The sequence below is a fragment of the Hydrogenivirga okinawensis genome (assembly GCF_055385515.1).
In genome coordinates this window covers 23890-41865 of sequence record NZ_AP042386.1, presented here as the reverse complement: position 1 = coordinate 41865, position 17976 = coordinate 23890, and the positions used below count along the sequence as shown (strand labels likewise).

Sequence of the window (17976 nt, the reverse complement as noted above, 5' to 3'; positions counted from 1 at the left end):
TACCAGTTTCAGGAGGAAGAGTATGAGCGTTGGATTTGAGATACAGGAAAAGGAGCTTACCGCTGAGGAGATAAGGGAGCTCCAGAGAGAGGTAAAGAGGCTCGCAAAGGAGAAGAACGCCATCATCTTAGCCCACTACTACCAGAGACCGGAGGTTCAGGATATAGCGGACTTCGTTGGCGATTCTCTCGAACTTTCCCGCAAGGCTGCAAATACCGATGCGGACATAATCGTTTTCTGCGGAGTCAGGTTCATGTGTGAGACGGCGAAGATACTCAGCCCCCAAAAGAAGGTTCTCCACCCCAACCCCGAGTCCGGCTGTCCGATGGCTGACATGGTAACCGCCGACCAGGTGAGGAAGTTAAGAAAAGAGCATCCGGACGCCGAGTTCGTCGCCTACATAAACACCACCGCCGACGTGAAGGCTGAGGTTGACATCTGTGTTACCTCTGCCAACGCACCGAAGATAATAAAGAAGCTGGAAGCCAAGAAGATAGTCTTTCTCCCCGATCAGGCTCTCGGTCAGTGGGTTGAAAAGCAGGTCCCCGAAAAGGAGTTCATTATCTGGAAGGGTTTCTGTCCTCCTCACTTCGAGTTCACCGCGAGGGAGGTAATGAAGCTCAAGGAGAAGTATCCCGATGCAAAGGTAGCCGTCCACCCCGAATGCCATCCCAAGGTCATAGAGCTTGCGGACTTCGTAGGCTCCACCTCCCAGATAATCAAGTACGCAACGAGCGTGGAAGCGGACAGGGTGATAGTAATTACGGAGGTAGGTCTTAAGTACACCCTCCAGAAGAGGAACCCCAACAAAGAGTACATATTCCCCGAGTCGATGAACTACTGTGGAACCGTCTACTGCTGCACAATGAAGGGTATAACCCTACCGAAGGTCTACGAGACCATAAAGAACGAGATAAACGAGGTAGAGCTACCGGAGGAGATAATAGAAAGAGCGAGAAGGCCTATAGAGAGGATGTTAGAACTCAGCTGATAAAATAGAGCTATGCCCCTACTTCTCGCCTCGGTTGTATTCTACCTCCTTAGCGGTGCCCTATTTGCCCTGAGAACCTTCTTCGGTGTGAATCTCAGGAGTTTACCTATACTGAGCCTACTTATCGCCTTCCTCCTTTACCTCGCCCACTTCTTTAAAGTTTACTCCTCAACAGGGCACTTCCCGGTGGGTGATATCTACGGAATGGTTTCCCTCGTAGGTAATTTTCTAATACTGATATTCATAATCCTCGAGCTCATCTTCAAAAAGAACGTTGCTGACTTCGGCTTGATCGTCGCCTTCATAGGTTTCCTCACGACCCTCGTGGGGCTACCCGCCGATAGAGTGGGTTATAAAAATCCATTCTACGTATATCACATCCTCTCCGCCGGTATAGCCTACGCCTCATTAATACTTGCTGGAATATCTTCGGGTATAAAGTTCATCGTGGAGAGAAAGTTAAAAGCCAAGCATATAGAGGGTTTCATGGTACCCGTGAACCTTTTAAGAAAGATAGAGAGAATTTTGCTAAATGTAGGATTTATATTTCTAACCTTAACATTGATATTCGGAAGTATATGGGCAAAGGATTACTTGGGAAGACACTGGATAAATGATCCAAAGCTAATACTGACACTGATAATCTGGATATACTACGCTCTTGTTATACACCTGAATCTTGTCAGAGGGCTAAGACCTTCCAAGCTTTCCCTTCTATCCTTTTTAGGATTTCTGGTCGTAGTAGGGAGCATAGCCTTTATCAGGCACACAGTTGGTTAAATCTCTGTATCTATCAAGAATAGAGGCTGACCGTATTCGACGGTTTCCCCGTTCTCTACCAAAATCTTCTCCACCCTTCCTCTTACATCACTCTCTATCTCGTTCATAACTTTGAGAGCCTCTATTATGCAAAGAACCTGACCCGGTGAGACTATGTCTCCCACCTCAACGAAGGGAGGAGCCCCCGGAGCGGGAGATCTGTAAAAGGTTCCCACGAGGGGACTCTTTATGACGTGATACTTCTTCTCCTCTTCGCTTATATCCTCGGTGGGAGGGAGAAGTTCCTGGTGCTTAAACTCTTCAAGACTCGGTCTCTTAGTTTCTTCCCTTTTTTCTTCTACAGTTGCCGGTCCGTGGGTCTCTATCTCTATCTTGAAGTCGTCACTCTCTATCCTCAGAGACTTTATGTTCGAACCCTTAAGGAGTTCAATGAGTTCTTTTATGAAATCCATCACTTAACCCTTTCAACGTAGGATCCAGTCCTCGTATCTACTTTAACTATGTCCCCTTCGCTTACGAAGAAGGGTACCTGTATTACCGCTCCTGTTTCGAGCTTTGCTGGCTTCGTTCCACCAGCCGCCGTATCTCCCTTGAAGGCCGGTTCAGTTTCGACGACCTTAAGTTCAACGTGCTTGGGGAGCTCTATTCCCACCGGCTGACCCTGATAGAAGAAGACAACCACCTGCATGCCTTCTTTGAGAAACTTCGCTTCCTCCTCTATCTTCTCCTTAGGTATGGCGACCATATCATAGGTCTGAGTGTTCATGAAGTAGTAGTTATCTCCGTCGGAGTAAGAGTACTCGGCAAAGACTTGCTCAAAGTCCGCAAGGGGTATCATATCGGAGGACTTGTAAGTAATCTCTATCACGTTTCCCGTAAGCATGTTCTTAGCCTTAACTCTGACAAAAGCCTGACCCTTTCCCGGCTTCACATGCTCGTAATCGAGGACCCTGTAAGGTTCTCCCTTGTGCTCGATGAAGATGTCCCTCGTTATCCTGTTTATATCTATCTTCTCTGCCATGGGAAGATATTTTATCAAAGTATAAGCATACCGTCTCCGTAGCTGTAAAATCTGTATCTCTTAGAGACCGCTTCGCGGTACGCTTTCAAAACGAAATCCTTACCTCCGAAGGCACAGACGAGAAAGAGAAGGGAGGACCTCGGGAGGTGGAAGTTGGTTATCAGTGCGTCCACAACTCTGAACTCAAAACCCGGATAGATGTAAAGATCCGTCCAGCCTTCGTAAGACTTGAATGGATTGGTCTCCAAAGCTCTCACCACTGTCGTTCCGACAGCTACAACCCTCCTTCCCCTTTCCTTTGTTCTTATTATCTTCTCAACCGTCTCCTCTGGAACCTTAACGTACTCAGGTTCGACGTAGTGCTCTTCCACCTCCTCTACCTTAACGGGCTTGAAGGTTCCGTAGGAAACGTGAAGGGTCACGAAGGCTCTCTCTATACCCTTCTCCTCGAGTTTTTTAAGAAGCTCTTCTGAGAAGTGAAGTGATGCTGTAGGAGCCGCAACTGCCCCCTCTTCCCGGGCAAAAATGGTCTGATAGTACTTCCTGTCTATCTCCTCCTCTTCCCTCTTGAGGTAGGGAGGAATAGGTATGTGCCCGTACCGATCTATTAGCTTTAATGGTTCTTCTCCACGGAGTCTAACGAGAAACTTACCCTCCTCTATGTGTTCGAGCACCTCTACCCTGAAATCGGGAGCTACGTCTATTGAGAGACCTTTCCTTATCTTCTTCCCTCCCACGAGAGCCTTCCAGAGGTCTGGTTTGATGTAGTCCGTTAAAACGACCTCCACCCTTCCGCCCGTCGGCTTCCTCCCGTAGAGTCTCGCAGGTATTACCTTTGTGTTGTTGAAAACCAGAAGGTCTCCCTCCTCAAGATAGCTGGGCAGGTTCCAGAAGGTGTCGTGCTCTATCTTCCGGATCTTCCTATCAAGAACCATCAAACGCGCTGAGTGGCGTGGGACCGCCGGATACTTGGCTATAAGCTCCTCTGGAAGCTCGTAATCGAACTCTTCAACTCTCATCTATGGGGGACAAAAACTATGGGTATCTTCACCACTCCCTTCTGCAACTTTTTTAATATAACGGCATATTCATCGCCTTCAAGGATCTCCTTTATGTCCTTCTTCTTTACGTGAAGGAAGACCATTCTCATGTCCTCCCTCTTCGCTAAGAAGGTCTCTATCGCCATGTCAGGACTTCCGGTGAAGGTTCTTATCTCGTAAGGTATCTCTCCGCTTACCTCCTTTACCCTCTCTTCTATCTCCCTCTTCGCCTCTTCTTCACCTTTTTCCGGAGGAATCAGGTAGATGATCAGGAACTTTTTGACGTCCCTTATGTTGTCCCTCGCATAGGTTGTAAGGTGCACTATCTCCTCCTTTTCTCTTCCTATAACGGTTACACCCATTCCAAAACCCTCCGATATAATCTTAATACAAACTACAAACTCGGCGGAGGAAAGCTATGATAGAAGCCCACGAGATAGGGGGACTGCTCAAAGCTTTGCACATTCACATATCGCAGACAGGTCTTCAGAAGCTCGCTCTCGGGATATTTATTCTCGTTTACGTGATGATAGTTCTCGAGAAGTACTTTCACAGAACGGTAGCGGCTCTCCTCGGAGCCTCAGTGATAATGGTTCTCGGCGTGATCTCTCCCCACGACGCATGGTCCTCGATAGACTACAACACCATATTCCTCCTCTTTGGTATGATGAACATAGTCACGGTCCTCGCCCACAGCGGTTTCTTTAACCTGCTCGCCGTAAAGGCTCTAAAGGTAACGGGAACCAATCCCTTTAAAATACTCTTAACCTTTACAATTCTAACGGCGGTCTTTTCCGCCTTCTTAGACAACGTTACCACCGTCCTCTTCATGACGCCGATAATAATCAGGATTGCCAAGGTTCTTGATCTTCCTCCCGTTCCCTACGTTATAGCCCTCGTGTTAGCCTCGAACACGGGAGGAACCACCACGCTGATAGGAGATCCACCCAACATAATCATAGGAAGCATCGCCAAGAAGAGTTTCAACGATTTCCTCATTCACGTAGCTCCTCACGCAATAGTCGGTTTCGTTGTAGGTTTAGTGGTCAACCTGTTCTACCTTAGGTTAAAGGGACTTATGAGACCGAGGAGGGAAACCACGGATCTGAAGGAGTTTGAGGAACTTCAGTCGGAGGAAGTCTATCCAGACCTTATGAAGAAGGGTGTAATAACCTTTGTAGGGACAATAGTCCTTTTCATCCTCGGACACACTCTCCATATAGAGCCGGGGATAATCGCCCTATTCACCTCTACCTTGCTCATGATGTGGTCCGGTCTCTCTCCTGCCTACGTTCTCGAAAAGGTCGAGTGGACGACGCTCCTCTTCTTCGTAGGTCTCTTTATAGTCGTGGGGTCCCTCGAACATACGGGTGTCTTCACGGAAGCTGCCAACTACCTGATGAGTCTTATGGGAACGGACGTGAGCAAGGGTATATGGATAATAGGTGCCTCGTCGGCGGTCATATCCGGTTTCGTCGACAACATACCTTTCACTATGTCTATGGCTTTCGTTCTAAAGAACATGGCTCAGCACATAACGGGAGACTTCGACGCCCTCTGGTGGTCCCTTTCCCTCGGAGCCTGTCTCGGAGGTAACTTCACGATAATTGGGGCTTCTGCAAACATAGTTGCCGCTGCTATAGCTGAGAAGGAGGGTTACCACATATCTTTCCTGACCTTCATGAAGTACGGAACTCCTGTTGCAATACTTTCAACGGGAGTAGCTCTCCTGAGCCTTTACATATTCAGGTTTTGATGTTAAGTTTTAGAAGTATTGGGGCTAAAAGAGTCGTAATAGCGACCACAAAAACAACAACGGCGTAACCCACCTCGTCTATAGCCCCGAAACTCCTCCCGAACTCGGCGAATATAAGACCCACTTCGCCACGGGGCATCATGGATAGCCCTATGTTGAGCCTGTCCCTGAAGCTGAGCGGTATCAGAAGTCCAGAAACCACCTTTCCCAGAATGGCAACGGCTATTAGGGATAGAGAAAGAAGCCAGAACTGAGCAGAGCTGAAGTCTATCGCCTTGAAGTTCAGAGCAAGCCCTACGGTGACAAAGAAGATGGGAGAAACGACCCATACGAGGGGCCTTATATTTTCCTCAACGCTGTGGAGAACCCTCTCCTCTAACTTCAGAAAAGCGGCGAAGGGAACAACAAACCTTCGCGAAAGAGCTAAACCTGCGGTGAAGGCACCGAGTATCTCCGGAGAACCGACCCTGTAGGCACCGTAGCCGGTAAACAGAACAAGGGATAGAATTAAAGGCGGTATTACGTCGTAATCTTGAAGCCTGTGAACTATGTAGTGTATTAGCTTAGCAGCGAACCTCGCGATAAAGGGGGCAACTATAAAGAATATGGCTATGTCGGTGATAAGTCCCGCCGTTGCGTTCCAGTTTACCTGACCGCTCTTTGAGAACTCGTAGAGAGCTGCGAGTATAACAACCCCTAAGATATCGTCGAGGACCGCAGCTCCGAGGACTATCTGGGCGAACTTTGCTTTGCTTTTACCTAAGTCCGAAAGAACCTTGACAGTTATACCGATGCTCGTAGCAGTGAGAGCACCCCCTATGAATAGAGAGCTCAGGAGGGTCATATCAAAGACGTAGTAGGAAAGGATAAAGCCTCCCGCAAAGGGAAGGGCGGCACCGAGGAGAGCTACCAGGGCTGAAGCCAAACCAACCCTTACGAGCATATGTATGTCGGCTTCGAGACCCACCTCGAAGAGAAGAAGAATGACTCCAAGCTCCGCAAGGACTTTTATCGCTTCACTCATGGGTATTAGACCCAAGATACTTTGACCGATAACCACGCCTGCGAGAACTTCTCCGAGAACGGGAGGCATACCAAAGCGTTTGAAGAGTGTACCGAAAAGTTTACCTGCAAGGAGGATTATGGCTATGTGGAGGAATAGTGTATGAACGTCAACAGCTACCGTTCCCTCTGTTCCCCCCACCGCTGCCATGATGCGCCCTATTTTAACAGAACTAAATATCCTTTGGTTTGCCGAAATAAAAGCCCTGTCCGTATCTTATCCCGGCCTCCTTCAGCTTTTCTACTATCTCATCGCTCTCCACGTACTCAGCTATAACATCTATGTTTACGGCTCTGCAAAACTCCGTCACTTTTTTAGTCAACAAATAGGCTATTTCGTTTCTGTGTATGTCCCTTATTATGCTCCCGTCGATCTTGAGGTAATCGATTTTAAGCTGGGTCAGGTTTATAAGGTTCGAGTATCCCGAACCGAAATCGTCTATGCATATTCTGAAACCGAGTTCTCTAAGGGGGATCATAGCCCTCTTCAGCCTTTCGAAGGATGGTATGCCTTCCACCTCCGTTATTTCCAGAAACATCCTTCTCCTCGCATCCTCGTTAAGGGATCGCAGAGTATCGTATATGTCCTGATCCAAAAGGTCGGTGGGCAAGAGGTTTATGCTTATCCTCAGATCCCTCCTCTTCTCAAGAAGGTGAGCGTTCAGCTTTATGATCTCCTTGGTAAAGCGTGTGTAAAGGAAGGTGTCCTTTATATCCTCCAGAAAGTACGCTGGGGTGATGATTTCTCCGTCTTGTCCCACTATGCGAGCCAAGGCTTCGTAATGGGATACCCTTCCAGTTTCTATATCTACCACCGGCTGATAGTGGCAAACGACCCTGCCGAAGTCCAGAGCGGATCTCACCTCGTCCACCGAGAGCCTATGTCTGAGCTCTTCGACACCCTCGTCGTAAGCCTCCACCCTGTCCTTTCCCTCCCTCTTAGCCCTGTACAGAGCTCTGTCCGCCCCGCTTATAGCCTCACCGAGCGAACGGTTCTTTTCGGTAGAGAGATTTAAACCGACCGAGAAGGTCACCCTTACGTCGTTCCCGTTCACCGCAATTATGGTTCGCTTTATCTCCTCCCTTAGATTTTCGAAGAAGCCTATCACCTCCGGCTTACCTTTAAACGTATCTTTGGGGACGAGGGCAAGGAACTCTTCACCAGAGTATCTCACGAGCAGGGAGCCTTTGGGAAGCCTATCCTTAAGTAATCTGGCAAGCTCCTTTATTACCTTGTCCCCGACTTCTTCACCGTAGGTAGTGTTTATCTTCCTGAAGTCATCAGCGTCTATAAGGGCAAGGTAGTTCTCTTCAAGATTCAGGTTAAGCTGGTGGGCGTCCAGATAAAACCTGTTATATAGACCGGTAAGTTGGTCGGTAAAGAGGATCCTCTCAAGCCTTCTCTTCCTGAGATATTGATAGAGGGCTAAGGTTATAAAGATGAGAGAGGCCACCGATGTGGCTGTGGAGATATTTCTGATCATTCCGAGGGTTCCCTGAATTTCTCTTATTCTGTTTATGGAAAAATCGGCGACTATGAGGGCTCTAACAACACCCCTCTGCTCTACCGGTTTGATGTAGGTTGCCCCTATCGTGTAGAGGTTTTGCTGGATTATTATCACGGTCTCACCTTTATCGACCGCCTCGTTCCACTTATCTATTTCGAAAACGTCTAACTTTTCACCCGGTTCTGCTCTGTCCTCTTTCGATCCATCGGCGATAAATCTAAACTTCCCTTCCTCGTCTCTGTAGACCATATAAACGTACTTTATTTCGGATGTTATCAGCAGGGAGAGCACCTTTTCTACTTTCCTTCTCAAATTCTCGTCGTGGAAGAGTGTAAGTACGATATCTTGATCTCCAACCTCCTTAAGTATTTCCTCAGCCAAGTTGTCTACCGTATGTCCCACCACTGAGACCATGTCGGAAACTATTCTGCGCTGAACGTGTTTCTCCACACGGTTCGATGCTTCGTAGATCAGGGCAGAAAAGGATACGAGTATTAGGAGTATCAGGAGGGTGAGGTTAAATCCTCTTCCTCTCCTCACGCCCTTCCTCCCCCTGAGAGAATTCCCCTGAACGATTCTATGAACCTGTTGTACTCAGAGGGAAGATTGATCTTTAGCCTTATAAGCCTTTCCCGTAAAAATATTATGTTGGGTCTGCCCTTCTTCCAGTAAAAGGCTCCCACGCAATTGTCTAAGTTTTTGAGCGATTTACGATCGAGGGAAAAGGCAGGCTTCACCCTGCACTCACCCTCGAGTTCCACCGCTCCCGTGAGAAGGAGCACGTCTGCCTCAGCGCAATTCCGGACGATTATCAACCTCTTAGAATACTTGTATATTTTCTCTTCAGCCCCTTCGCTTCCCCTTCCGAGCAGAACCACCCTGACATCCTCCCTACCCATCATGTCGGTTAGTATCTTTTCAATTATCTGTATTTCGAGTTTTGCAGGATCTTCGTTCCTCTCAAACAGCCCTATAGAAAAGCTCAGAGATACAGCAAGAAAGAAGAAAACCAGCACCCTCATCAGAACACCCAACTCGCTCCCAGGTAAATCGTCCTCTCTCTTACGGGAAAACTGATCACTCCCGAACCGGTAGTGTAAGGTATCTCCGTAGCTTTATTCAGCAGGTTCTCACCCTTCAAGTGAATCGAGAAGCCGTTGGTGATCCTGTAGCTCGCTCCAGCGCTCAGGTCGTACCCCTCTTCTATCTTCTTACCTTGAAAATTAAAGGAGCTTCTGTAAACGAGCTCAGCAAAGGTGTCTAACCTCCAGAAGGAACTTAGCACCCTGAGGTAACCTCCCCGAAGCGGTGATGCTTTACTGTGGGGATCCAGCACCGTACTGTACCCTGCACTGAGCTTTGTTCTGTCGAAGGTGTAGCTCAGGTCGAGGAATAAAGGCTTTATCTCATAACCATCCCGAGAGTTGGTGAGTCTGCCTGTGTTGTCGGGCACTATGGCTTTTTCCACCCTTATGTATCCAGCACCCACGTTGAGCTGAGTGCTTCCCATAGAGACCACCGCTTCGGTTGTGAAAGAGAAGGGTATCTCTATCGGATCCAGATCCCTTCCCGATATCTCAACGTCGTAGAAGTAAGGGGGGATATAACTTCTCGCAACAAATCCTTTGATGAGAAGGTTGTCCGTGGGAGCCGATATGTAGCCTATCCTCGCTATAAGCTCGTTGAAGTCCCTAAAGCCTCCGTTTCTGAGATACTTGTCCGCCTTGATACCTCCTATTATAAGATTCCTCGGATTCAGGGAGAACTGATCCTCGATTATGAGAGAGTATATCTCCTGTCGATCGAAGGGAACGGTCCCGTTAACCTGCACCCTATCACCGTTGAGCCTCGTGTAGTATCTGGAATCTATGTCCGAGTTGTAAAGTTTGTAGGAAACCGCAGTAAGCAGCTTGTTGTTTTTGCCTCTGAACTCTTTGGAGAGATAGATATCAACCTTGTTGAAAAAAGCTTTCTCGTAAAAGTCCTTTGGGTTCTTCAAGGGATCAGGATCGGCAAAGACCGGTATGTAGAGACCCGTGGAACTACTCTCGTAGTGTTTTCTTCTGTGGTTATCGAGAGACAGCACAAACTTTATCGATCTGTCTTCGAAGGGGAAGGCGGTTAGAGATATGTAGATATCCTCAGCCCTCGTCCATCCGGTCTCCGCAACTCCATCCACGGCGAAGCCAACGAAGGGATCCCTCCTTAGAGAGCCGTAACCGAGTTCGAGCTTTGTCCTTTTGAAGTAGAGCCCGAGAAAGGCATAGTTGTAGAAGGCATCCCTCAGGAGCTTCTGCCCGTTCACGGTGTAGTTCTTTCTATTGTCCGCCCCATCCATAAAGAGGAATATGTAGGAGAAGTCCGGGCTTAGCTCCTCCGCCGAGTATATCACGCCGTCGTATCCTCTTCTCGAGGATACCGATCCCCTTACGTACCTCGCGTTCTCTTTCTTAGGCTCCTTAGTATATATCTTGATGATTACGGTAGCCGGATCGTTACCGAGCTCTATCGCTCCGATTCCATGATATATCTCGATGTGATCGACCACGTCCAGAGGGAAGTTCTCCCAGACGAGAAAGGGAGAGCCCGTATTTAGGGACGACACCTCGTGGTCGTTTATGTACAGTCTGACGTGCCTCGGTATGGGGGACACTCCTCCGTACTCGTTTAAGGTTGCTACGCCGAACCTGTTGTTTCCAAAGGTAAAGAGCCTGAGGGATTTTAGGACATCCGAAAGCCTGTAAGCCTGCATCCTCTTGAGGTCTTCTCTCGTGAACACTATCACGTGTCCGAGGCTTTCCCTTCTGGTCCTCTTGTATAGTTCAGAAGCCTCCTCGTACTTTTTGAGGAGTTCCTCTATCCCCTGAGAGAAAGACAGGCTGAGAAATGTTAATGTCCATAGGAGAAACCTCCTTCCCATACTCCTTCCTCATCTTTTGAATATTTTGAATATACAATTTATCTTCGGATGCTCCGGGAAAAGGTTAAAAGGTTTCACTTTGTGGGGATCGGCGGGATAGGTATGAGCGGTATAGCCCGTATACTTCTGGAGATGGGCTACGAGGTGTCGGGGTCGGACGTAAAGGAAAACAGGAATACTGTGCTACTCAAGGAGAGAGGGGCTAAGGTGTTTGTGGGTCATTCACCTGAAAATATCGACGAGGATGTTCAGGTCGTTGTCTACTCTTCGGCGGTAAGGGAGGATAACCCGGAGATAGTCAGGGCTAAAGAGCTGGGCATACCAGTGATACCGCGAGGAGAGATGCTTGCCGAACTCTTTAAGCTCAAAGAAGGCATCGCAGTGAGCGGTTCCCACGGGAAGACCACGACCACATCGATGATAGCCCATATACTCGAGGACGCCGGATACGATCCCACGGTGATAATAGGGGGAATACTACAAAGGCTCGGATCCAACGCTAAGCTGGGAAAGGGAGACCTTCTCGTTTCAGAGGCGGACGAAAGCGACGGATCCTTCTTGAAGCTCTCTCCGGCCGTTGCGGTCATAACAAACATAGATAAGGAGCACATGGACTACTACGGAGATTTAGAGAAGGTTGTGGAGGCATTCTCAAGGTTTGCTGGGTCCGTGCCCTTCTACGGCTTCTGTGTTGCTAATGCCGACGATCCCAACGTTAGGAGGGCGGTCGGAAATTCTACTAAGAGGATTATACTGTTTGGTCTTGGCGAGGAGGCGGACGTCAGGGGGAAGGATCTGAGTGTAGAGAAGGGTGGTTATAGCTTCGAGCTAACAGCGTGGGGTGAGGATAGGGGAAGGATAAGACTGGGAATTCCGGGGAAGCACAACGTTTACAACGCTCTCGCCGCTATAGCCGTTTGTTTGGAGCTGGGTGTTGATGTAGAAAACATAAGGGAAGCCCTTGAGAACTTCAAAAATGCCGAGAGGAGAATGGAGCTAAAGGGTTTTGTGGGTGAGATTCCCGTTTACGACGATTACGGGCACCACCCGACGGAGCTCAGAGCGGTCATGAGCGCAGTAAGGGAGATGCATCTGGAGAGAAGGCTGGTCCTCGTCTTCCAGCCTCATCGTTACTCGAGAACACATCTCCTTTTCGAAGAGTTTATCGAGGTACTAAGGGAGGCAGACCTCTGTATCCTTACCGACATATTCCCAGCAAGTGAGGAGAACGTTTACGGTGTTAGGGCTGAAGATCTCGCCCATAGATCGGGAGCGATCTACGTTCCCGACAAGGAGGTACTGTTCGATAAACTGAGGGAGGTCCTGAAAGAGGAAGATGTTCTCCTGTTCATGGGGGCGGGAAGTATATCGAAGTGGTGTGAGGAGTTCCTGAAAAGTTCTGTTAAGCTCCCTCCCTGAATATCTTAAACATCAGCCCTCCGAAGAAGAGTAAGACCACGGTTCCCATGAGCCACAGGAAGTACTCGAGTTTGAAGAACTCGGGCTTGTAAGCAGAGATGACGAGAGCCATGGAGACTATGAAGGCGAGAGTAAGTATGCTTATACTGAGCCTGTTTATGTCCCTTCTCAGGTCGCTCACTATCCTCTTCTCACCCTCGTACTTGATGGAGAAACCTATCTTCCCACTCTCCAGCATTGAGCCGAGCCTCTTCACCTTCTCCGGTGACTGGAGGAACATCTTGGAGAGTAGGGTGAGATTCCTCTCCGCTTGCTTAGAGAGGAACTTGGGTGACAGGAACATCCTCCTGCTCCTCGTAACGTAAGGTCTCACCGCGTTTATCATCCTGAACTCGGGGTCGAGCCTCATCAGAAGACCCTCCCCCATACCTATGGTTTTAAGTAAAAGGAAGAGATCGGAAGGAAGGTTTATCCTGTACCTGTAGGTGAGCCTGAATATCTCGTTCACGATATGGGAGAGTCTCATCTCACCGATCGGCTTCATAAGGTAGTAGGAGAAGAGAACCTCGAGCTCCTTCCTGAGCATATTCTCCCTCTTCACATCCCCTCTTATTCCCAAGTCGTAAAGCGCATCCATTACCAGAACCATATCGTTCTTAGTGAGACCGTAGAGGAGCTGGAGTAAGTTGATTCTCGCTATATCGTCGAGAACTCCCACCATACCGAAATCGACCATACCTATCCTTCCGTCCTTTAAGACGAAGAAGTTGCCGGGATGGGGATCTCCGTGGAAGAAGCCGTCCCGGAAGAACATATTCATGTATATGAAGGCTCCCTTTTTGGCGAGCTCCTTCGGATCGTATCCCATGCTTCTTATCCTTTCCGGCTCCGTGAACTTGACTCCCCGAAGTTCTTCGAGAACTAAAACCCTCTGGGTGGTGTGCTCCCAGTAAACTTTCGGTATATAGATACTCTCGTCGTTAAGGAAGTTCCTCCTGAAAGTCTCGGCGTTCCTTCCCTCCCTTTCGTAGTCCAGCTCGTTCCTCAAAGTGTAGGCGAACTCCTCGTAAAGACCTTCAAGATCCCACCTCTGGGCTAACTCCCAGTGCTCCGATAGGGATCTAACAAGCTCCTCTATTATCTCAAGATCCCTCCTTATCTGCTCCTCCACCCCAGGCTTCTGAACCTTGACCACAACCCTGCTCCCGTCCCTCAGAGTTGCCCTGTGAACCTGACCTATGGAAGCAGAAGCCAAGGGTTCGGGATCGAACTCCGAGAACACTTCCCCGAGAGGTCTCTTGAGTTCCTCCTCTATCACCCGGACTATCTTCTCTGTGGGGCAGGGAGGTATCCTGTCCTGAAGTTTGGAGAGCTCTTCGAGGTACTCTTCGGGAAGGAGATCAGGTCTTGTGCTGAGTATCTGACCGAGCTTTATGAAGGTTGGTCCGAGCTCTTCGAAAGCCATCCTAAGGTGTTCTGGGGCGGAATACCTCTCCTTCCTCTTCGGATGTCCGAGTATTCCCCAATGGAAGGGAACGAACCTACCGAGCCCTATCTTTTCAACGAGAAAACCGAAGCCGTGCTTTGCAAGAACCTTGGCTATCTGGGCTTTCCTCTTTACATTCTTAGGTCCTATCATCAGATCAGGTATAGGATGAGTAGTATCAGCAGGAGGACGATCACCCCTGCAACCAGAGGATTATCCTTTATCCAGTCAAGCGGTCCCCTCTTTGATCCCCTCGGCTTCTCCCTGTAATAGTCCCTGTCCATCAAACCCATCTTTTACCTCCAGAGAATAATTTATCCCTCTTTAGCCACGAAGTAAAAGAAGACCTTGTCCGCACCAAGGCTCAGGAGCAGTTCGGCGATATTTCGGCACGTTGTCCCGGTGGTCAGAATGTCGTCGAAGACGAAGATTCTTTTCCCTTCGATCTCGTCCATATATTTTCTTCTGACCCTGTAAGCTCCTTCCAGAACCTTCGATCTCCTCTCTTTCCCGTAGGAAGCCAGAGGCTTGGCGTACCTGACTCTGACAAGGATCTCCTCAAAATCGACTCCGGCACCTTTGAGTATTTCCCCGTTGTGGTCGAAGCCCCTGTTCCATAGGCGAAGTGGATGGAGAGGGACGGTCGTGATCAGGTCAGGATTTACCTCGTAGATAAAACTTTTAAGATCCTCCGATATCCTATCACCGAGGATACGTGCGAGGGGCTCCACACTGCCGAACTTTATCAGCCTTATGCACTCGGCGAGGGAACCTTCGTAGAGGGAAAAGACCTTGTAGGAACTAACAAACTCGAGTTCTTTATAATCGATGGGATGATGGGGCTTTATCTCCCCTACGCAATCCCAACAGAGGTAGCCCTGTTCCTGTGGCTCGAACTCCTTCCCGCAGTTTTTGCAGACCTTAGATGTAAGGTTTAGAAGCTCCAAGATCCTGCCGATCACCCTTTCAGTTTAAAATAGCTACCTGATGAAGGGTAAAGTTCTGATCTTAGGGAGCGGTCCCAACAGGATAGGTCAAGGGATAGAGTTCGATTACGCCTGTGTTCATGCAGTCCTCGCCGCTCAGGAGGAGGGATACGAGGCGATAATGGTAAACTGCAACCCCGAGACGGTATCGACAGACTACGACACCGCAGACAGACTCTACTTCGAACCCATAGTCCTTGAACACGTCCTTGCGATAATCGATAGGGAGAAGCCAGACGGGGTAATCCTCCAGTTTGGCGGTCAAACACCCTTGAAGCTCGCCCTTCCCCTCATGGAAGAGGGGGTAAGGATACTCGGAACCTCTCCCGAGAGTATCGACAGGGCAGAGGACAGGGATCTCTTCAGGAAGCTGATAATAGAGCTGGGGCTGAGGCAACCCGAGAGCGGAACGGCAAAGAGCAGGGAGGAGGCTCTGGAGGTGGCGGAAAGGATAGGTTATCCGGTCCTCGTGAGGCCCTCCTACGTCCTCGGCGGGAGAGCGATGAAGATAGTCTACGACGAGAGAGATCTTCTCGAATACCTTGAAGAAGCGGTCAGCGTGAGCTACGAGAGACCCATACTCATAGACAAGTACTTACAGGACAGCGTTGAGTTAGATGTGGACGCGGTGGCCGATGGAGAGGAGGTTCTCATAGGGGCGGTGATGGAGCACATAGAGGAGGCTGGGGTTCACTCGGGAGACAGTGCCGCCTCCATACCTCCCTATACCTTAGAGGAGGGAATTGTTGAGAAGGTTAAAGATCAATCGAGGATGCTGGCAAGAGCCTTGGAGGTAAGGGGGCTTATAAACATCCAGTTCGCCGTATCCGAGGGAGAGGTTTACGTTCTTGAGGTAAACCCGAGGGCTTCAAGGACAGTTCCCTTCGTGAGCAAAACTATAGGCTATCCCCTTGCGAAGATAGCAGCTAAGGTAGCCCTGGGAAGGAAGCTGAGAGACCTCGTCCCGAAGGTTTTCGAACTGATAGAGAAAGGGGAAACCCACGTCGCCTCCGACTTCGTTCCGAAGGACAGGAGGCTTTACACCGTCAAGGAGGTGGTCTTTCCCTGGAGCAGGTTTCCCGAAGTAGATCCACTCCTCGGACCAGAGATGAAGAGCACCGGAGAGGTTATGGGGATAGACGAGGACTTCGGGATAGCCTTTTACAAGGCTCAGCTTGCTGCCGGGAACAGGCTACCGGAGAGCGGAACCGTCTTCATAAGCGTGGCGGACAGAGATAAGGAGAAGGTCGTGGATCTCGCGAGGGGATTTTTGAACCTCGGATTCAGGGTACTCGCCACGACAGGAACCTACAGGTTTTTAAAGTATAGAGGTGTAGAGGCTGGACTCGTTCTGAAGCTCTCAGAGGGAAGACCCCACGTGGTGGACCTGATGAAGAACGGAGAGATACATCTTGTTATAAATACCCCTTCGGGGAAAAGGGAGATAAGCGACGCCTACTTCATAAGGAGGGCTGCGGTCCAGTACGGAATACCCTACACAACCACCGTAAGGGGAGGGTACGCTATCCTGAAGGCTATCGAGAGTTACAGGAGATTGAAGGAAGAGGGGAGGAGTCTAAAGGTCTACCCCCTTCAGGATGTATCAAAAGGATAGGAAGGCAAAGAGGGAGGCCGCCTTAAGAGTATCGAAGTCGTCGGAGTTTATCTTCTTGTACTTGAGCTCTCCCCCCACACCGATGTTTCCGAAGAGGAATTCAACACCAACAAAAGCCTGATAGCCTCCGTAGGTCTCGCTCGCAGGGGTGTAGATAACTTCTCCCGTGAGCCTGTCCTTAACATCGACGGCGAGTTTGTTCAGGGAAATTCCCCCACCCCCGTAAAATCTCACCATCCCCATCTTGAGCTTCCCGTATCCGTTCAGTTCAAAGGAGGTGTAGGTAAAGTCGTAGCTACACTCAGTTAAAAGGTCGTAGCAGTATGTGGAGAAGAAGGTTCTCTTGGCATAGGCGAGGTTTATCTGAGGACCTGCGTCGAAAGCCGGCGTCGAAACGATGTTCAGGTTGGCGTACAGGGAAGATATATAGTCAAAGTCGAAGTCCTCCCCTTTACCCGACAGGGTTGCCCATCCCACCCTGAGACCAATCTCCGCACTCCAGACGAAGGAAGCTAAAAGAAGACCTAAGATTATCCCCCTCATGCTTCAGATTTTAGCACGAAGCCAACCCTCGAAAGCTCTGTAAGAGCTCCTCACGTTAGGACCGCAGGCAACGAACTTAAAACCCAGGGAGTAGGCGACCTCTTCTATCCTCCTGAACTCCTCAGGAGAGTAATACTTTACAACCGGATGGTGCTTCAGAGACGGGGCGTAGTACTGACCTACGGTAAGGAAGTCGCATCCTACGGATCTGAGATCCTTCATAACATTGACGATCTCCTCGAAAGTCTCCCCGAAGCCAAGGATCAGGGCGGACTTGGTCGGTATCTGGGGGGCTATCTCTTTGCTCATCCTGAGGACCTCAAGACTTCTTTCATACTTCGAGCCTATCCTTACCCTTGGATACAGCCTTGGAACCGTTTCGACGTTGTGATTAAGAACGTCCGGGTTTTCCCTGAGAGCTACCTCTAAAGCTTCCCTACTGCCTCTGAAATCGGGGACCAGAATCTCCACCCTTATGCCGGGCAGGTTCTCCTTAAGCACCTTTATGCACCTCGCGAACTGGGAGGCTCCCCCGTCGGGAAGGTCATCCCTCGTTATGGAGGTTATGACGACGTATCGGAGATCGAGAGCTTTCACCGCGGAGAGGAGTCTGTAGGGTTCATCGGGATCTACCGGTTTAGGATGTTTCCTGCTGACATTGCAGAAGGTGCACCCCCTCGTGCAGCGATCGCCGAGGATCATGAAGGTCGCCGTTCCGCTACCGAAGCACTCCGATATGTTGGGACACCTCGACTCCTCGCAGACGGTGTTCAGCCTTGCTTTCCTGAGTACCCTCTTTACCCTGTGAACCTCCGACAACCTAAGGACGGGCTTGAAGTGCATGCTAAA

General features: G+C 49.5%; 18 protein-coding genes. 5 read left to right on the top strand and 13 right to left on the bottom strand.

Annotation, left to right across the window (positions count from 1 at the left end):
- Positions 1-22: 22 nt before the first annotated feature.
- Positions 23-991: a quinolinate synthase NadA gene (gene nadA, locus ACZ483_RS00225; protein ID WP_464324167.1), complete on the top strand. Its 969-nt coding sequence runs from the start codon at positions 23-25 to the stop codon at positions 989-991.
- A 12-nt stretch (positions 992-1003) separates the two neighbouring features.
- Positions 1004-1771: a cytochrome c biogenesis protein CcsA gene (ccsA, locus tag ACZ483_RS00220; RefSeq protein ID WP_464324166.1), complete on the top strand. Its 768-nt coding sequence runs from the start codon at positions 1004-1006 to the stop codon at positions 1769-1771.
- Here ccsA and accB read toward each other — a convergent pair.
- Genes accB through ACZ483_RS00200 form a run of 4 tightly spaced genes read right to left on the bottom strand, consistent with a single transcriptional unit; the run spans position 1768 to position 4194 of the window.
- Positions 1768-2223, bottom strand: a complete 456-nt coding sequence (gene accB, locus ACZ483_RS00215; protein ID WP_464324165.1) for an acetyl-CoA carboxylase biotin carboxyl carrier protein — start codon at positions 2221-2223, stop codon at positions 1768-1770. The two genes, ccsA and accB, sit on opposite strands and share 4 nt — an antisense overlap.
- Positions 2223-2792: an elongation factor P gene (gene efp / locus ACZ483_RS00210; protein WP_464324164.1), complete on the bottom strand. Its 570-nt coding sequence runs from the start codon at positions 2790-2792 to the stop codon at positions 2223-2225. The genes accB and efp overlap by 1 nt, the downstream gene beginning before the upstream one ends.
- 14 nt (positions 2793-2806) lie before the next feature.
- Positions 2807-3811, bottom strand: coding sequence for a tRNA preQ1(34) S-adenosylmethionine ribosyltransferase-isomerase QueA (gene queA, locus ACZ483_RS00205; RefSeq protein ID WP_464324163.1), 1005 nt, complete (start codon positions 3809-3811; stop codon positions 2807-2809).
- A complete protein-coding gene (locus ACZ483_RS00200) occupies positions 3808-4194 on the bottom strand; it encodes a hypothetical protein (protein ID WP_464324162.1) in 387 nt (128 codons plus the stop codon). Before ACZ483_RS00200 ends, queA begins: the two co-directional genes overlap by 4 nt.
- Positions 4195-4250: 56 nt before the next feature.
- Between ACZ483_RS00200 and ACZ483_RS00195 the strand changes: the two genes are divergently transcribed.
- Entirely contained in the window at positions 4251-5588 is a 1338-nt protein-coding gene (locus ACZ483_RS00195; RefSeq protein ID WP_464324161.1) for an ArsB/NhaD family transporter, read from the top strand.
- Here ACZ483_RS00195 and ACZ483_RS00190 read toward each other — a convergent pair.
- From ACZ483_RS00190 to ACZ483_RS00175, 4 genes are read right to left on the bottom strand one after another with little or no spacing between them, the layout of a single operon-like run.
- Entirely contained in the window at positions 5578-6801 is a 1224-nt protein-coding gene (locus ACZ483_RS00190) for a cation:proton antiporter (RefSeq protein WP_464324160.1), read from the bottom strand. The genes ACZ483_RS00195 and ACZ483_RS00190 overlap by 11 nt on opposite strands.
- A gap of 22 nt (positions 6802-6823) precedes the next feature.
- On the bottom strand, positions 6824-8698 hold the full coding sequence (locus ACZ483_RS00185) for an EAL domain-containing protein (RefSeq protein ID WP_464324159.1): 1875 nt from the start codon (positions 8696-8698) through the stop codon (positions 6824-6826).
- Positions 8695-9180: a hypothetical protein gene (locus ACZ483_RS00180; protein ID WP_464324158.1), complete on the bottom strand. Its 486-nt coding sequence runs from the start codon at positions 9178-9180 to the stop codon at positions 8695-8697. Before ACZ483_RS00180 ends, ACZ483_RS00185 begins: the two co-directional genes overlap by 4 nt.
- A complete protein-coding gene (locus ACZ483_RS00175; RefSeq protein ID WP_464324157.1) occupies positions 9180-11078 on the bottom strand; it encodes a TonB-dependent receptor plug domain-containing protein in 1899 nt (632 codons plus the stop codon). Before ACZ483_RS00175 ends, ACZ483_RS00180 begins: the two co-directional genes overlap by 1 nt.
- Before the next feature lie 48 nt (positions 11079-11126).
- On the opposite strand from ACZ483_RS00175, the gene murC reads away from it, so the two are divergent.
- Entirely contained in the window at positions 11127-12497 is a 1371-nt protein-coding gene (gene murC / locus ACZ483_RS00170; RefSeq protein WP_464324156.1) for a UDP-N-acetylmuramate--L-alanine ligase, read from the top strand.
- Here the strand turns inward: murC and ACZ483_RS00165 are convergent.
- From ACZ483_RS00165 to ACZ483_RS00155, 3 genes are read right to left on the bottom strand one after another with little or no spacing between them, the layout of a single operon-like run.
- On the bottom strand, positions 12481-14136 hold the full coding sequence (locus ACZ483_RS00165; RefSeq protein ID WP_464324155.1) for an ABC1 kinase family protein: 1656 nt from the start codon (positions 14134-14136) through the stop codon (positions 12481-12483). The two genes, murC and ACZ483_RS00165, sit on opposite strands and share 17 nt — an antisense overlap.
- Positions 14136-14276 (bottom strand): hypothetical protein, encoded by a 141-nt coding sequence (locus ACZ483_RS00160; protein WP_464324154.1) that lies wholly within the window; start codon positions 14274-14276, stop codon positions 14136-14138. The genes ACZ483_RS00165 and ACZ483_RS00160 overlap by 1 nt, the downstream gene beginning before the upstream one ends.
- Before the next feature lie 21 nt (positions 14277-14297).
- A complete protein-coding gene (locus ACZ483_RS00155) occupies positions 14298-14945 on the bottom strand; it encodes a ComF family protein (protein ID WP_464324153.1) in 648 nt (215 codons plus the stop codon).
- A 25-nt stretch (positions 14946-14970) separates the two neighbouring features.
- Here ACZ483_RS00155 and carB point away from each other — a divergent pair, with 25 nt between their 5' ends.
- Entirely contained in the window at positions 14971-16584 is a 1614-nt protein-coding gene (gene carB / locus ACZ483_RS00150; protein ID WP_464324152.1) for a carbamoyl-phosphate synthase large subunit, read from the top strand.
- On the opposite strand, the gene ACZ483_RS00145 is transcribed toward carB, so the two are convergent.
- Entirely contained in the window at positions 16573-17127 is a 555-nt protein-coding gene (locus tag ACZ483_RS00145; protein WP_464324151.1) for a hypothetical protein, read from the bottom strand. The genes carB and ACZ483_RS00145 overlap by 12 nt on opposite strands.
- Positions 17128-17130: 3 nt before the next feature.
- Positions 17131-17970, bottom strand: a complete 840-nt coding sequence (lipA, locus tag ACZ483_RS00140; protein ID WP_464324150.1) for a lipoyl synthase — start codon at positions 17968-17970, stop codon at positions 17131-17133.
- Positions 17971-17976: the final 6 nt, after the last annotated feature.

Coding starts and splice junctions, on each gene's coding strand:
- nadA (WP_464324167.1), top strand. CDS start 23: ATGAGCGTTGGATTTGAGATACAGGAAAAGGAGCTTACCGCTGAGGAG.
- ccsA (WP_464324166.1), top strand. CDS start 1,004: ATGCCCCTACTTCTCGCCTCGGTTGTATTCTACCTCCTTAGCGGTGCC.
- accB (WP_464324165.1), bottom strand. CDS start 2,223: ATGGATTTCATAAAAGAACTCATTGAACTCCTTAAGGGTTCGAACATA.
- efp (WP_464324164.1), bottom strand. CDS start 2,792: ATGGCAGAGAAGATAGATATAAACAGGATAACGAGGGACATCTTCATC.
- queA (WP_464324163.1), bottom strand. CDS start 3,811: ATGAGAGTTGAAGAGTTCGATTACGAGCTTCCAGAGGAGCTTATAGCC.
- ACZ483_RS00200 (WP_464324162.1), bottom strand. CDS start 4,194: ATGGGTGTAACCGTTATAGGAAGAGAAAAGGAGGAGATAGTGCACCTT.
- ACZ483_RS00195 (WP_464324161.1), top strand. CDS start 4,251: ATGATAGAAGCCCACGAGATAGGGGGACTGCTCAAAGCTTTGCACATT.
- ACZ483_RS00190 (WP_464324160.1), bottom strand. CDS start 6,801: ATGGCAGCGGTGGGGGGAACAGAGGGAACGGTAGCTGTTGACGTTCAT.
- ACZ483_RS00180 (WP_464324158.1), bottom strand. CDS start 9,180: ATGAGGGTGCTGGTTTTCTTCTTTCTTGCTGTATCTCTGAGCTTTTCT.
- ACZ483_RS00175 (WP_464324157.1), bottom strand. CDS start 11,078: ATGGGAAGGAGGTTTCTCCTATGGACATTAACATTTCTCAGCCTGTCT.
- murC (WP_464324156.1), top strand. CDS start 11,127: ATGCTCCGGGAAAAGGTTAAAAGGTTTCACTTTGTGGGGATCGGCGGG.
- ACZ483_RS00165 (WP_464324155.1), bottom strand. CDS start 14,136: ATGATAGGACCTAAGAATGTAAAGAGGAAAGCCCAGATAGCCAAGGTT.
- ACZ483_RS00160 (WP_464324154.1), bottom strand. CDS start 14,276: ATGGGTTTGATGGACAGGGACTATTACAGGGAGAAGCCGAGGGGATCA.
- carB (WP_464324152.1), top strand. CDS start 14,971: ATGAAGGGTAAAGTTCTGATCTTAGGGAGCGGTCCCAACAGGATAGGT.
- ACZ483_RS00145 (WP_464324151.1), bottom strand. CDS start 17,127: ATGAGGGGGATAATCTTAGGTCTTCTTTTAGCTTCCTTCGTCTGGAGT.
- lipA (WP_464324150.1), bottom strand. CDS start 17,970: ATGCACTTCAAGCCCGTCCTTAGGTTGTCGGAGGTTCACAGGGTAAAG.